Below are 15504 nucleotides of genomic sequence, written 5' to 3'. Positions count from 1 at the left end.
ATGTGTTTTAGAGAACGTTCGTATAATATCTCAAAACTTAAACTAACGGTGAAAATGATAGATTTTCTATATAAATCAAAAGTTCGCAAAAGTATACTTTTGCGGACTTTTTTATCATGGCTATCCTTATTAAATTTAATTAGAGGATACTTATCTATAAAGCGATATAATTACTTTAGTTGGATAAATTAATTAGAAAGCGAGGGAAGCACATGGGACTTGATATTGAGATGTACGATAAAGAAGATCGGTATCTTGATTTTAAAGAAATTGAGGAGTCATTACATGATGCTCTGTTTCACACAAATAATAACTGGAGAAGTTATTTGTATTTAAGAAAAATTAGAGATTACTATTTGACTAATGTAGAATTTGATCGAGACGAAATTGATAAATTTATAAAGGATTTAGGGAACATAAAAATATTTATCCCTGGAGATTATCATCCGGCATTGAGCGAATTAATAAAAATATTGAGTAATCATGAAATCCAAAAAATATCTATAGTAGGAGACTAAAAGAAAATTGGAGGTAATCTATGAAAAATTGGGAACTGAAAGATACCGATCAGTTGGAAAAAGAATCTGATTGGAACGCAGCAAGGAATAAGTTATATCATAATTGGAAAGAAAATCCTCAGGACTTAAAGGTTTTTCTCAAACTTAGCTTTTTGTGTTGGTATTTAGTTGTAGAATGGGGCGTAGAAAACACGAGTAAAGTACAAGAAAGTGATTATGATGACTATGAAGAATTGCTGCAGGAACTTTATCATTATGGAATCATCCATTTTAAAGAAGATGCATTTTTTAATGCTGTTTTTGGTTTTATGATTGAGTTGTTTCCAGAATACTTTGGAGAAGATTATGATAAAACGAAAGAGTTCGGTGACTCACTGATTAATAAATCCTTCAATTTGAACAAAGAAGATCCATTTATAGAGCTTATTTACCTTTCCGGACGAACTCCATCCAGAAATCCGGCTTATAGTAACGCAGTAGAAAAGCATTTTACCACTGTTAAGAATATGCTTAAAGGGACGGGTGTTTTTCAAGAATATTTTAGCTACATGCTGCTACCTAATGGAAATCAGCTTTAGCATCTAATTGAGGAGAAATTATGAAACCAAAAGACTTACTTAATTTTTATATTAAAACTGATCTCCTTCCTCTCTTAGAGCCTTTAGGCTTCAAATATGCCAAAAGCACACTTAAATTCTCTAGAAAGACAGGGCCTTTCAGTTTAAGTTTATCTTTTTGTATTAGTCAGTATAGCTCCCAAGATGAATGCATTTTTTGGACTATGTGGGATGTATCGTCAAATGAATATGGGAAATGGTATGAGCAAACTTGGGGTACTCAGTTAGCTAATAATGTAGTTGTTGCCAGCGCAGATTGGAATATTCCTAATTGGTTAGAAGGTAATGAAGAACATTTTACACTTTACAATAAAAAGTCAGATAAAAAAGAGTTTAGTAAATTTGTTCAAAATGTAATAAATATAGGTATTCCTCATTATGAACAGATTATAGATTGGAATACAGCAGCTGAGATGGCTTTGAATGAGGAAGATGTATTTTATGAAAGAGTATGTGATTTTTATCTAATGGCTAATGAGAAAAAGAAAGCGAAAGATGTTCTTACATATGGTCTCGAACGTGCCACCGATGAAAATTATGAAGATTTAAAGCAAAGAATGGACAAGTATTTTAAAGAGAATTGAGATTAAAGAAAAGGAACGCTCATCATAGAGTGTTCCTTTTCTTGTATCAATAACGCACATTATGTGAACTAAAGTTGTAGAGCTTATAAAATATAAGGATCACTCTTCATATTCAACCTCTGTCCCTTTAGTATTCTCCGGAAAGGAGCTAATAATTGAATTAGTTGAAGAAAATAGATTGTCATTAGATAGCGAAATAACAGATGCACCATCGTAAAAAATCCAAAACATTGTGCAATCTTTTCGTAATGTAATAATAGGCATTTGAACTTTTCTTCTTCCAAATAAGGTTTTCATATCTCTTTTTTCAAAGCTAAATAAATCTTCTGAAAGAGACCAAGCAGCAAAGCAATTCATACTTCCTTGGCTATATAAAAAAGGCATAACGACTTCAAATTGTTTATAATCTTCAATTTTAGCCTTAATAAAAGTCTCCCTGTCTACTTTTAGTTTTACATATTCAATATTAGCAGATGAAAATATATCACCTATTTCTTCTGCATCATAGCTTATATATGTAAAAAGTGTATATATAGGAAACTTGTTTAACTCTTTCATCCAGTTATTAAAAAAGGTTTCTATATCTACATCATGACCTTCATACTCTACAATGTAAGATGTATTCCCATCTATTCCAAAGGGAAACAAACCACCGCCTGAGGGAATATCACTTATGTAGCTTTTGGAAAGGAACCCTACTTCAATATCCATTATATATTCTCCTTCAATGCCTAAAGTGTATTTTAAGTACAATTATAGTCGATATGTAAATAAGTTCCTATAAGCAGTTTTCTTTTAGCTAAAGTTGCTTAGCAATATAGGAGTTTTCTTTTATCTGAAGAAATAAGAATTTATGTAATTGCGGCTACAGGGAGGCAAATAAATGAACAGAACACAAGAACAGCTAATTGTTCAGGCTTTTTTTAAAAAACGAATACAGGAAAGAGTCCTACATGAATTGGCTTCTCCAAAGAAGCGTCTAGATGCTCTAAGCCGACTTTGTCATAACTATAGTACTACTCTAAGAAAGAAATACTTAATCGAAGTTCCAAAAGCTAACTTTCATAAAGAAGATTTAGAAACCTTATTGAGGAAATATGGACCTATTAAGCAGTGTTATGTGATTTCCTGGGATGAAGATATAGATGGCAAAGATATGCCATTATCATCTGCTCTGGAGCATATAGTAGGTCTTGGTATGCCTTCGATCGTTTCCTGTATTCCAGGAAAGCTTGCATACTTTGAGTCCGAACAAGGGTATGGTGCACCGCCTAGATATGTCTTAAAAAGAAATGCTTAGGTAATTTATCTTTCTGGTACTAAGGGGGAAGTGCAATGTTAGGACTCGAACGTGGTTTAGTAAAGCTTGAACCTTATAATGATAAATGGAGTAAGTTATTTGACGAAGAGAGGGAAATGTTATCTTCTCGACTAAAGAAAATTATTATCGCCATTGAACATGTAGGAAGTACGTCTATTGAGGGCCTCTCTGCTAAACCAATTATTGATATTGCAATTGGTGTTAGCTCTTTGGATGTAATTATAAAATTAAAAGAAAAAATAAAGGCACTTGGGTATGTTGAAGTACCAGTGAGTATGGATGGTAAACGTGTTTTTGCAAGGTACAAAGAAAAGAAAATCACTCATTTTTTACATGTAATGATCTATAATCAGAATTTATGGATAGATCAAATTTCTTTTAGAGATTATTTACGATCAGATCCTAATGCAAAGATAGCGTATATAAAAATAAAGGAAGAACTTGCAAACAAATACCCGAATGATGTTGTTTCATATACGAATAAGAAAAAGAAGTTTGTTGATGACATACTAAAAAGAGCGAAGGAATTGCAATGAAGAAAATTAATTCTATTAGAATTGATCCAACAATAAAAAGGCTGTTATCTTATCTTAAGAAGTAATTTATAAAAAAGACCGTTCATAATTTTATAAATTATGAACGGTCTTTGACTTGCTGATTAATCAATCTTGACTAAACGTAAATCGTTCTTGATAGTTTCTATCGCTGCCTTTTTCTTTCCATGTGATCACTACTTCTAGCTCTTTGGCCTTTTCAGAAAGTGGAAAATTCGCAAATTGGAAAGGATATTCGGCATTTTTACTTAGGGTTTCTCTTTCTGTATTCACAATTCCGTATTTGGTAGTCGTGTTTTCTTCATCTCTAAAAAGTTCAACTTTCACATCAGTTGCATCATTTTTAGTATTTTGAATGGTTAATCCATAAGTTTGATAAACACCTTTTTTAGGTTTCATATCTTCTGGATGACTGTCTTTTACTTTATCGATTTCGACCGTCCATTGGCCTGATTTTTGAGTGGTAGGGAGTTGATCAAACGTTAGTGCATTTGCTTTTATTGTAGTACTGAAAGCGAAAACCATAAGAGCAAATGAAAACAACAATAAAGACTTTCTCATAGCTATTCCTCCAATTAAGTTTAGTTCAACTTATTTTCCCCTTGATTCAAGGAAATATGAGGATAAATTTAACACGTTGTTTTGGTTATCTTTTAAAATCTTCGGACTCCCTAATACGATGAAAAAGATACAAGGTTTTATACAAAAATACGGCGTTCAGTTTTTCCTAAAACTTTGTTAAATCAACGATGTATAAAATCATGTATAAACGAGAAAAAGAAAAAGCAAAAAAGCCCTTGTGCGCCAAGGACTCGTTTTTATGATGTCTTCCTGAAAGAGTGTTTATGTAAACTAGCTTTGTATACGATATACACAGTTAAAATCCTTTATTTACAGCAATATAAAATGTTAAAGTGACTATATATTGGAATTAAGTGGAGGATAAACATGTATAGTAAAAATTGTTCTAAATGTGATTCAACTTTAACTAAAGCACGTATTCAATCATCCCCTGGAACAGTGGGAATAAACAAAGCGCCTAGCAGATTATTGAATAACAACAGTAATTATAGTGAGTTAGTACCTTATGTTTGCTCAAGTTGCGGTTATGTAGATTTTTATGTAGAGGATCCTGAAAAGTTCTCATAATAGAGCTTTTCAGGATTTTTTATTTCCGATAAAAAACATTATGTTAACTTAAATAGCTTATTATAATAGCTTATTATATATGTGAGCTACAAAGATATTTTATTAAAAAGGAGATCCTTAAAGTGTTAAATATTAAGAACTTTCATTTGTTAAATAATCTTTCTCCAGAATTTTCGTTTTTAGATATGAAATACATTATAGAAGTAAGGTATTTTATAGAGTATAGTAACAGTTTTCTGTTTGATGAAGAGAATCAAACCAATTTACATATAATTTTTCTTTTACAACCTAAAGGTGCTCATGATTTTTATGAAATTAGTATGAATTTTTATGGAGTGGAGAATTTTGAACTATTTGCAAATGGTGGAGCTATACAACTATCTATACTACAAATATTAGATCTTCGTGATAGGAGTTGGGAAAATATTAGATTTCAAGTGCGTGATGTAGAAAATCGAGATATCGATTTTTATTGTAACAGTATTGAAGTTTTAGATGTTAAGGAATCACCAATTATTGATAACTAATGTTTTAATATTTATTTAGGTGTCATTTCTACCGATAAATGGTTTTATGGTAACTAGATTTGTATATGGTGTACATAGAAATCTACGTTTTCAGATGTACGTGTATCTTTTTTCTTAATAAACTAACGCTGCAGGATAACCCAATGAATTTGTTGTATAGATATGTAGTGAGAGTTATGACTAAATCAAACGTGAGTTCTTTTTTCATCTAACTGTGATTTAGTAAAGTCTAACTAAAATTTTAAAAGAGGTGTTTTTAATGGTTTTAGGAATTTATCCTTATTTAGTTATGAACGGTAATGGACAAGAAGCTGTTAAATTTTACGAAAAAGCATTGGATGCAAAAGTTATTGGAGTTCAAACGTTCGGAGAAATGCCTGGAAATCCAGAATTCCCTACTCCTATAGAAGCAATAGACCGTGTAATGAATGCGCACTTAAAAGTTGGTGATAATGATTTGATGCTTTCTGATACATTCCCGGGTCAACCATACCAAATTGGATCACAAGTAACGGTAGCTATCACTATAGACAGTGTAGAAAAATCAAAAGAAGTATTTGAAAAACTGAAAGAAGGTGGTCAAGTAGGAATGCCACTTCAAGAAACTTTTTGGAGCCCATCATATGGCCAAGTAACAGATAAATTCGGTGTTACTTGGCAAATTTCCACACAACCTGCTGATAATGAGTAATCAATGAAAAGCTGTTATTCTTATTATCTCAAGAATTCTTCTCCTGCAAGCTTTTCTTGGTTGGGTTCCTGAATGTGTTTTATATTAACTAAGGATGTGCATCACATACATTTAAAGAAGAAAAACCCACCTAATTTGAGAGGTGGATTTTTCTTTTAGTTAAATATTAAGGGTGTAATTGCTTGTTACTTACATATCATTTAATATTTTTGTAGGCATTTATTATAACCTATCAAATCATTTTGAGAAAGTAAAAAATGAAAACGATTACTTTTATATTTCCTACCGATAAAATCCATTATGAGAACTTAACATGTATAAAATAGAAGGACACAGACAGTAAGATAATACAGAATAGAACACATGTATAAAGTCAGGAAGTGTTTGTTGTTTCCATTAACATTAGTGAATATTCTTTTAAAAGTTATAGAAAAAAACGCCCCTTATTTGGGGCGTACTCTATTATCATTATAAAACATAACCTAAAAACAGTCTACAATTTCATTTTTTTTTAGGTTATAGTTTGATTACTGAATTCAGTAAGACCCATGGGTACATTTAAATTTGAAAGGAAAATTTCTATGATACACAAACATGTTCCTGTTTTAATAGTAGGTGGTGGTCTTAGTGGACTTACCTCTGCTCTCTTTTTGGCACGTCATAACGTTGATTATTTACTGATTGAAAAACACACTGGTACAGCTATCCATCCAAAAGCTGGAGGGATTACATTTCGTACGATGGAAATATTTCGACAACTTGGATTGGAGGCAGCTATCCGGACTGCTAGCAAACCATTAGATAATATTCGTGGAAGGATTGCTGTAGAGACAATCAAAAGCATAGACCCTGAGAAATTAGAAACTGCGGAGAATTCCCAAAAATCTCTTGAAAAAGAGAGAATAGAAAATTTTGAAAAGGTGAGCCCTTCAAAGCCAGCATCTTGTTATCAAATTGAACTAGAACCTATCCTTCTTCAAGCTGCTAAAGAGGGAAAAGGGCATATACGCTATAATACTGAACTTATAGAGTATCAACAAGACGATTTAGGAGTTACAGCAACTATAATAAATAGAGAGACAGGAACGAAAGAAAAAATTCGAAGTGATTATTTAATTGCGGCAGATGGTGCTAAAAGCACAATTCGTCAACATACAAAAATTCCAACTACAGGAAGAGGAGTGATCGGCGGACATTATATCAACATCTATTTTCAGGCTGATCTAAGTCGCTTTCTGAAACCTAGCCAGTTTGGCTGGATTCAAATCCTAAATCCAGAAGTATTTGGTGCGCTCATCACTGTTAACAATCGTGATGAATGGATTTATCATGTGGCCTATAATCCCTCAACTGGAGAAAGTCCAGAAGATTTTTCTGAAGAGCGATGCTGTGAGATTTTAAAAAAAGCTATAGGAGTTTCAAATCTTGATATTGTCATCTTCAGTATTTTACCTTGGGCAGCTGCAGAACAGACAGCCACTCGTTTTCAAGATGGTCGAGTCTTTCTAATTGGAGACGCAGCTCATCTTATGCCACCTACCGGAGGATTTGGTTCGAATACAGGTATTCAAGATGCTCATAATTTAGCTTGGAAACTTGCTGCAGTGATACACAAACAAGCTCATCCACGATTGCTCCAAACTTATCATAATGAAAGACACTATGCTGCAGAAGTAACAACGAAATATGCCAGTGATTTGTTATTTAATGTTATAAAGAAAGGTGTAAGCACCCTCAATAGTATGGACCATACTGCAGTTACTGTAGGGTATAAATATAACTCAACAGCAATTATCAAGGAAAACTCCGATACACTGCATAGAATGGATCAATTAGAACTAAACGGAAGGCCAGGTACTTCAACCACATATGTGGTTGAAGTACCAAGGTAAGCGTATATCTACCTTAGATCTAATAGGTGAAAATTTCGTCTTATTTACGGGAAAAGATAATAGCCTTTGGCGCACTGCTACCCGGAATGTATCTTCTCACTTAGGTGTTCCTATTAATGTTTATGGGATCGGTTTACAAGGAGATTGTGTTGAGTGTGAGGATGAGGATAGCTGGGAAGCAGTGTACGATGTTACCTCTCAAGGAGCTGTATTAATAAGACCAGATGGTTTTGTAGCATGGCGTACAAAAGAGGGCGAATCAAATCCTCATCTAACTCTTAAGCAGGTCATGACTAGCGTACTATGGTAAATAAACTAATACGCATGCTCCTGACTTAAGATTAGTTAAAAATTAAAGAATATAACACCTCAAAAGGCATACGTGTTAAAACGTATGCCCTGTGAGTGAGCTTTCATAAAAATTACAAAATATCAATATCAGATATTGCAGACAGATAATACATTGTATCTCTTATCTTTTGATCAACTGTTATATTAACTAGATATTAAATTTAAAAGTATTTACCTTTATTATTTACTCTTATCGACGGCAAATTAGCAATTTTTCTATAAAGTATTACACTTCTAAATTAAAGAATATGAAAGTTTATTCAACTACAGCTAGTGCAAAGTACACGTTTTTATGCGCCTTTAAGCTCACATTTAATCCTGTCATATATCGTTTCTCAATATCCGTCGGGCTTAAATTCTCAAGCAAATTCAATCCGAGTTCTGCCATTTCTTGCTTCATACTAGCTGGATCAAAACCTGTTTTCATTGACTCTCCTATCTTATTCATCATTTTTTCTTTCTTTTTCAAATCAGTGGAAGTAGTTTCCTCATCAAATTCATCTACACTGAAGTAATCAAATACAATCATGCTCCCAGAGGGAGTTACTTTAGGTATATTAGCTAGTGTTTTATATACTTCTTTTTTGGATAAATACATTGTAACTCCTTGCCAGCTAAAAAAACTTTTGGATAAGGCAGAATAGTTTAGTGATGAATTGAGTTTATTTACTATATCCTCCCGAGTGAAGTCAATAGAAATGTAATGTAGGTTTTCTGGATGACCCCAACCCACCTTATCGACACGTTGACGTTTAAAGCTTTGCGTCGCAGGATGATCTAGTTCAAATACATTAAGACTCTTTAACAAATCAGGATATCTAAATGCAAAAGTATCTAAGCCAGCACCCAAGATTACATACTGTTCTACACCAGTTTCAATCGCCTTCATAAAACAATCTTCTGTGTATCGAGAACGGGTGATAGAGGCTGTAGAATTCATTAAGGCTTCTTTTGGCATAATCTTCTCTATTAATTTTTTTTGTTCTTCAGGAACTAGTTCATATGCCAAAAAGTCATTGAAAATTTTGTGGTTTGCATATTTTGAGTGAATACCTCGAATATAAGCTGTCATCATCGCGGTAAAACTGATTTGGTTTTCTTTCATCTATGAATCTCCTTTTGCAATTACATTTGATTTTAACATTCAAATACTGTTTTACCTTTAAAGGGTTATTCCAGAAAATGGACCGTTTGTGGCATAACCTTATATCACTTTTACTATAGGAAACCCCTTCAGATGTAGGATTTAATACAATCTGGTCACCAAGTGCTTCAATTTTTAATTCTATAACTTCTACTTCACTAGCTACCTTTAAATTCTTCCCCAATTTCTTTTATATGAATACCAATCCTAATCTGTATTTTATTGAAAAAAGATTTAAATACTAGACTGAAAAAAAGTACAAAAATATGGTATTATAGAGGTAGGAAATGAATGATTTTTAATAAAAATAATAAGTTTTAAATAGATATTTTGAAGAGAAATATGAAAAAACCCGTATTTTAAAATACAGGTTTTTTTTCTTCTTATAAAACCTATTATGTTAACTCGCTTTCCATATAATATGCCTAACTTTGATTATTGGATTGTTTCTACCGATAGCTTATAACACATATGCTTGTTCTGATAAAAATCCTTAGTTATCCAATTTTTATGGAAATTACATATTATAAAAAAGAGCAAAGCGTCATTTGATTTTAGACTTTGTTCTTCTTGTTTATCATTTAAAGTATAGAAGGTAGACAGTTCAGACAGATTAAAAAGTCAAAAAGAGCATCTAATTAACTTTTAGCAAGTCTAAAAAGCTTTGATAGCAAGTCTCTTTGTAATATTGATGGGAATTTATATCTTCGTTCATTAGCCATTGAATGAGCAATCCATCTATAATAGCGCGCATGGTTTTTGAAGTGTTTTCTATATTAATATTCTGTTCAAACACTCCTGTTTTCTGACCAGAAGCAATAATGTCAGATGTAATGCCCCAACAGTTTTGATAAAAATGATGATTAATTTTTCTATATGTTTCATTTTGACCTGCCTGAGACAAGAAATCTAAATAAACTCTATAAAATTTTGCATTTTTCTCAGGGGCGACAAACACTGAGTTTACATAAGCTTTTAATTTACCCAAGGGAGTAGACTCTGAATTCACTGATGCAAGCTCATAGTTATAGATTTTATTTGTAAGCCACTCAAGGAGTTGAGATAAGGTATCTTCCTTATTCTCAAAATAATAATGGACGACTCCTTTACTAACTTCTGCATGATCAGCAATACTCTGTAAGGTAACCGAATTATAACCTTGTACTGACATAGCTTGGAAAGCTGCTCTTAATATTTGATTCTTTCTCTCTTCTGCTTTTTTCTTCATAATAAACCTCCAGCAAACTAAACGTACAAATTAGTATACAACATTTTATAAAATTTGAACAAAAAATTATTCTGACCGGCCAAAAAAAGTTTGACCGGTCAGAATAATAATGTATACTAGAAGTAGTTTCACAAAGGAGGAATGACAAAATGAAAGATCAATTCAAAGCGCTAGTAGTAGACAAAGTTAATGATGAATTTTCAATGAATGTAAAAAATATTTCTCTAGAATTTTTGCCTAAGAGTGATGTCTTAATCAAGGTACATTATTCAGGGATTAACTATAAAGATGGGCTAGCAGGTACTCCTGATGGTAAAATCGTAAGAAATTATCCATTTATACCAGGAGTAGATTTAGTAGGTGTAGTCGTTTCTTCTAATGACCCTCGCTTTCATGAAGGAGATGAAGTCATTGCAACAAGTTACGATATAGGTGTTTCCCACTTTGGTGGATACAGCGAATATGCCAGTATTCCAGGTGATTGGATTGTACCTTTACCTGAAAATTTGACTCTTAAAGAAGCCATTGTAGTAGGAACAGCAGGCTTTACGGCAGCCCTATCTATACAACGTCTAGAGGAGAATGGGGTGTCACCAGACAAAGGAAAAGTTCTTGTGACAGGTGCAACCGGTGGCGTTGGCAGTTTTGCGGTCTCATTTTTAAACTCTCTGGGTTATAAAGTAGAAGCTAGCACAGGGAAAGAATCGGAGTATGAGTATTTACGAAAACTCGGAGCTCATACCATTATTTCAAGGGATATGACGTATGGAGGAAAGGTTAAAGCTTTAGGGGCACAAAAATGGGCTGCAGCCGTTGACCCTGTTGGTGGAGATCCTCTGTCCTCTGTTTTAAGTCAGATTCAATATGGTGGTTCAGTTGCTGTTAGTGGGTTAACAGCTGGGACAAAACTGGCCTCTACTGTTTTTCCATTTATTTTAAGGGGCGTCAACTTACTTGGCATTGACTCTGTATACTGCCCAATGGAAACACGTTTGAAAATATGGAAACGTATAGCAACAGATTTCAAACCATCAAATTTTGAAGATTTTATCTCACAAGAAATTAATTTAAATCAGCTTCCTACTGTTCTTCCTAACATATTAAAAGGGCATGTAAGAGGAAGAACGATTGTAAAATTAGTCTGATAAGAAATTTATATTGAGATTTCTTAATGTCAAAAATCACGCACTATAAAAGATTTTTAAAATATTTGAGAAATACATCCAAAAAAATACATTATGTTAATAAGTATACAATCAAAGAAATGGGGTGCTATCAGTTCTTAAAGGATAAGAACTAATAGCACCCCTTTCTTACTTGCTAAAAAGGTTGTTTTCTCTGAATGACTGAAGGTTTAGATTAAGTTAATACCCTCCTTTTTTAAGACCAGCAAATAACGTTTGCTTTCAGATTCTTTATAAAAGTTATCTTTTCATAAGTATTTCTTAAGAATTGTTAAGGTTTTTCCTCGTATCTTATTAAGGTTTTGGCATTAAACTACTGATTATAACCTATCATCTGAAGAAACGAGGAGAAATAAATGAATGCCATGCATTTCATTCAAGAATATATGAGACACCCGCGTGCAGTTGGAGCGATTATGCCGAGCTCTAAATCATTAGCTAAGAAAATGATGAAGTCTATACCATTTAAGGAAATAACGTGTATCATTGAATATGGTCCAGGAACAGGCGTATTTACAGAAGAAATTGTTCAAAATAAACGGAAAGACACCATTTTCTTAGCGATAGAAGCCAATGAAACATTCTATAACATATTAAAGAAGAAATATGGACATATCGAGAATGTGCACATTATTCATGACTCTGCTGAGAATATAAGTGACTATTTAAAACAATATGACATTGAAAAAGTAGACTATATCGTATCTGGATTGCCTTTTACAAGCTTACCAGGAACTATTTCTACACAGATCTTACATGAGACAGGATCTTTGCTGGGACCAGAAGGCAAATTCATTACATTCCAGTATTCGAAAGTAAAACGCTCTTTCTTTAAATCCTTTTTTACTACGATTCAGTATGAAAAAGTGTATAGAAATGTTCCACCAGCTTATGTATTCGTATGTAATAACTAATCCTACTCCTGTTCTCTAGTTTATATTGAATTTAAGAATAGAAAGAGTGAAGAAACATGTCAGAAAGAACCATCCTTATTGTCGACGATGAAGACGAAATCAGAAATCTTATGTCCATTTATTTAAAAAATGAAGGATATCAAGTAGTAGATGTACCGGATGCTGCAACAGCTATGGATATGTTAAAAAAACAAAAAATTGACCTGATTATTCTAGATGTGATGATGCCAGGGATGAATGGGATAGATACTTGCTTAAAAATCAGAGAAGAATATACCATGCCCATTATTTTTTTATCAGCTAAATCAGAAGATATGGATAAAATTCACGGTCTGGCCAGTGGAGCAGAAGACTATGTTACAAAGCCCTTTAACCCATTAGAACTGATGGCGCGTGTAAAATCTCAACTTCGTCGATACTATATGGCGCCTGAAAGAGAGGTTTCTTCCCACTTCTTAGAAAAGGGAGACTTAAAAGTGGACGGAAGGACAAATGAAGTGTTTGTAAGAGATCAAGAGGTTCGTTTAACTCCTAAAGAATTTCAAATTCTCTCTTTGTTACTTCAGCATCAAGGACAAGTATTTAGTATTCAACAGATTTATGAAACTGTATGGAAAGAACCTTTTTATAAGTCGGATAATACGATTATGGTCCATATGACAAAAATTAGAGACAAAATAGGAGAGAACCCTAAAAAGCCAATCTATATTCAGACTGTATGGGGCGTAGGCTATAAAGCATGAAAACGAGAAATAATGCAGACAAAATTGGACGACCATCAGTTAATTTGAACACAAAATTATTCCTTATTTTTATTATCTCCTTGATTGTATCTATCCTTAGCTTTTTTCTTTTTATCTTCATAAATCCCCAATTTGGGGATATCCGTAACCAACAAATAGAGCAACAAAAAGAGGAAGAGACGATTAGAAAGCTCCTTGTTCAGCTCACTCATTCAATCGAAGAGAAGCACATGAGCTTAGATGATATAGATAACATTGCTTCAACGCTAAATCCTATAACGGATGCTCATCCTAATTTAGGGTTCTTAGTAGCAAATGCCAAAGGAGACGTTCTTTTTCATTCAAATAACAAAAAAATAAAAAGTACCAATATAAAGTATTTACTCAAACAAAAGCTTGCAGCTGAATCTACGGGTAATCAATCATTTAATGCACATTATTCTTCTTTTATATCGCTCCTTTCCCTTCAAGATGATATCGGATACCTCGTTATTGAAGGACCTTCTTTTGATCCTATTTTCAGTCCGAATAGATATATTTATCAAGTCTATATGGGACTTGGAGGTAGTGTGCTCATCTTTTTTGTCTTGTTTTTATTATGGACAAGGCCTATTACACGGTACATTAAGCAGATTGAAGAGGGAATCAACAGGATTGTGAACAAGGACTGGACGTATTCCATTCCGGTGAAAGGAAAAAATGAACTGTCATTCTTAGCTAAAAACATCAATTGGATGACCGAACAAATGAGGCAACGTTTTGAAAAAGAACGTAAAGTGGAACAAGCCAAAAATGAATTAATTACAAATCTCTCGCATGATTTACGAACTCCATTGACCTCTATTATTGGATATCTAACACTCTTGAAAGATAAACAGTATAAAAATAGTGAAGAGCTGGAGCAATATATTCAAACCACCTACGGTATTTCATTCAAATTGAAAAATTTATTGGATGAACTATTCGAATATACGAAGTTGTCCCTACCTGACGTAGACATGCAATTTCAAGAAGTCGATTTAAGTGGGGTGTTATATCAGCTTGTAGGAGAGTATACCCCTATGTTTGAAAATCGTGGGCTCTCTGTAAAAGTAGATATTCCCAATGATGCTGTCTTTATCTCCATAGATATTGAGAAAATGATTCGCGTTTTCGATAATTTACTTTCGAATGCTGAAAAATACAGTCATGAAAGTGGAGATATTGAGATAGTCCTCTATACTAACGAAAAACAAGTCATTGCACGTATTTCTAATACAACTGATCAAATTGCTTCTGAGGAATTAAACCATCTGTTTGATAAGTTTTATCGAATGGATAAAGCACGCTCTAGCAAAGTCGTAGGGTCGGGAATTGGCCTTTCCATTGCCAAACGAATTGTTGAACTTCATCAAGGCGAAATATGGGCAGAAAGCGAGCAAAACAAGACAACGATGTATGTTGCATTGCCTTTGCACCAAGATATAAAGGAGAAAGAGACCATTTATGAAGATTTATGAACTAATTAGACTATCAGTAGAAATTATGTTTACGCCTATTTCTGATGATGTTCTAATGCTAACTCAAGTCGGTATCTGGGCTTCTAAGGGCATCAACCCTTATGTAGTGTGGATATCGTCTTGGATTACACTCTTTATAGCTTTTCTATGGTTCTTTCTAGTAGGAAGATTCTTTAGACAGGTGCCTCTAATTGAAAAATGGATGGCGAAGAAATGGTTACAAAAAGCCGAAAAGCTACTTGATCGTTTTGGGGCTGGGGCGATTATGTTAGCTTTTTTTGTACCTGGAGTTCGACACCCTATTCATTATATAGCCGGAATTTTAAAGTTTCCGATAAAAAAATGCTTGCTAGCTAACTTTTTAGCATCTTCCTTATATTCGGGCGGTTGGACTTTTATGGTTTATAAGTTTAACCAAAAAATTGGGATCAAATTAGTGTTAATTTGGTTACATCAACACTTGTCTATCGTACTACCATTAGTCGCTATTCCCCTTTTATGCTTCATTTTCTACAAGGTGAAAAGAAATAAAAATGAGTCGTGATATTATTTCTACTTCATACTGCTCATGAAAAAACTTGTTTTATA

General features: G+C 33.3%; 16 protein-coding genes and 1 pseudogene. 13 read left to right on the top strand and 4 right to left on the bottom strand.

Annotation, left to right across the window (positions count from 1 at the left end):
* Positions 1-212: 212 nt before the first annotated feature.
* From LJY09_RS12405 to LJY09_RS12395, 3 genes are read left to right on the top strand one after another with little or no spacing between them, the layout of a single operon-like run.
* Positions 213-518, top strand: coding sequence for a hypothetical protein (locus tag LJY09_RS12405; protein WP_099331044.1), 306 nt, complete (start codon positions 213-215; stop codon positions 516-518).
* Between the two features lie 20 nt (positions 519-538).
* A complete protein-coding gene (locus tag LJY09_RS12400; RefSeq protein ID WP_099331043.1) occupies positions 539-1096 on the top strand; it encodes a hypothetical protein in 558 nt (185 codons plus the stop codon).
* A gap of 20 nt (positions 1097-1116) precedes the next feature.
* Entirely contained in the window at positions 1117-1719 is a 603-nt protein-coding gene (locus LJY09_RS12395) for a hypothetical protein (RefSeq protein ID WP_099331042.1), read from the top strand.
* 99 nt (positions 1720-1818) lie between these two features.
* On the opposite strand, the gene LJY09_RS12390 is transcribed toward LJY09_RS12395, so the two are convergent.
* Positions 1819-2430 carry a hypothetical protein gene (locus LJY09_RS12390; protein ID WP_099331041.1) on the bottom strand — a complete coding sequence of 204 codons (612 nt, stop codon included), beginning with the start codon at positions 2428-2430 and terminating at the stop codon, positions 1819-1821.
* A gap of 172 nt (positions 2431-2602) precedes the next feature.
* On the opposite strand from LJY09_RS12390, the gene LJY09_RS12385 reads away from it, so the two are divergent.
* Positions 2603-3019, top strand: a complete 417-nt coding sequence (locus LJY09_RS12385) for a hypothetical protein (RefSeq protein ID WP_154972949.1) — start codon at positions 2603-2605, stop codon at positions 3017-3019.
* Positions 3020-3054: 35 nt separating this feature from the next.
* A complete protein-coding gene (locus tag LJY09_RS12380) occupies positions 3055-3576 on the top strand; it encodes a GrpB family protein (RefSeq protein WP_099331039.1) in 522 nt (173 codons plus the stop codon).
* Positions 3577-3702: 126 nt separating this feature from the next.
* Here the strand turns inward: LJY09_RS12380 and LJY09_RS12375 are convergent, their stop codons facing one another.
* Entirely contained in the window at positions 3703-4155 is a 453-nt protein-coding gene (locus LJY09_RS12375) for a hypothetical protein (protein ID WP_099331038.1), read from the bottom strand.
* A 710-nt stretch (positions 4156-4865) separates the two neighbouring features.
* Between LJY09_RS12375 and LJY09_RS12370 the strand changes: the two genes are divergently transcribed.
* The 3 genes and pseudogenes from LJY09_RS12370 (at position 4866) to LJY09_RS12360 (ending at position 8163) form a co-directional block, all read left to right on the top strand.
* A complete protein-coding gene (locus tag LJY09_RS12370; protein WP_099331036.1) occupies positions 4866-5270 on the top strand; it encodes a hypothetical protein in 405 nt (134 codons plus the stop codon).
* A 259-nt stretch (positions 5271-5529) separates the two neighbouring features.
* Positions 5530-5961, top strand: a complete 432-nt coding sequence (locus tag LJY09_RS12365; protein ID WP_013084307.1) for a VOC family protein — start codon at positions 5530-5532, stop codon at positions 5959-5961.
* 581 nt (positions 5962-6542) lie between these two features.
* Positions 6543-8163 (top strand): annotated as a pseudogene (locus LJY09_RS12360) (FAD-dependent monooxygenase).
* A gap of 297 nt (positions 8164-8460) precedes the next feature.
* On the opposite strand, the gene LJY09_RS12355 reads toward LJY09_RS12360, so the two are convergent.
* Positions 8461-9309, bottom strand: coding sequence for a class I SAM-dependent methyltransferase (locus tag LJY09_RS12355; RefSeq protein ID WP_108674734.1), 849 nt, complete (start codon positions 9307-9309; stop codon positions 8461-8463).
* 673 nt (positions 9310-9982) lie between these two features.
* Positions 9983-10576 carry a TetR/AcrR family transcriptional regulator gene (locus LJY09_RS12350; protein WP_028413238.1) on the bottom strand — a complete coding sequence of 198 codons (594 nt, stop codon included), beginning with the start codon at positions 10574-10576 and terminating at the stop codon, positions 9983-9985.
* A 149-nt stretch (positions 10577-10725) separates the two neighbouring features.
* Between LJY09_RS12350 and LJY09_RS12345 the strand changes: the two genes are divergently transcribed.
* From LJY09_RS12345 to LJY09_RS12325, 5 genes are all read left to right on the top strand, one after another.
* Positions 10726-11721, top strand: coding sequence for an NADPH:quinone oxidoreductase family protein (locus LJY09_RS12345; RefSeq protein WP_028413239.1), 996 nt, complete (start codon positions 10726-10728; stop codon positions 11719-11721).
* 395 nt (positions 11722-12116) lie between these two features.
* Positions 12117-12674 carry a class I SAM-dependent methyltransferase gene (locus LJY09_RS12340; protein ID WP_028413240.1) on the top strand — a complete coding sequence of 186 codons (558 nt, stop codon included), beginning with the start codon at positions 12117-12119 and terminating at the stop codon, positions 12672-12674.
* A 56-nt stretch (positions 12675-12730) separates the two neighbouring features.
* The gene (locus LJY09_RS12335) at positions 12731-13417 is read left to right on the top strand and encodes a response regulator transcription factor (RefSeq protein WP_228307762.1); all 687 of its coding nucleotides are present in this window, start codon (positions 12731-12733) and stop codon (positions 13415-13417) included.
* The gene (locus tag LJY09_RS12330; RefSeq protein ID WP_051418565.1) at positions 13414-14916 is read left to right on the top strand and encodes a sensor histidine kinase; all 1503 of its coding nucleotides are present in this window, start codon (positions 13414-13416) and stop codon (positions 14914-14916) included. Before LJY09_RS12335 ends, LJY09_RS12330 begins: the two co-directional genes overlap by 4 nt.
* A complete protein-coding gene (locus LJY09_RS12325; RefSeq protein WP_154972946.1) occupies positions 14903-15460 on the top strand; it encodes a DedA family protein in 558 nt (185 codons plus the stop codon). The genes LJY09_RS12330 and LJY09_RS12325 overlap by 14 nt, the downstream gene beginning before the upstream one ends.
* The last annotated feature ends 44 nt before the right edge of the window (positions 15461-15504 follow it).

Origin of the sequence: Priestia sp. J2, assembly GCF_020790095.1 — a bacterium.
Lineage (GTDB): Bacteria > Bacillota > Bacilli > Bacillales > Bacillaceae_H > Priestia > Priestia zanthoxyli.
This window is presented reverse-complemented; position numbering and strand designations above follow the sequence as displayed.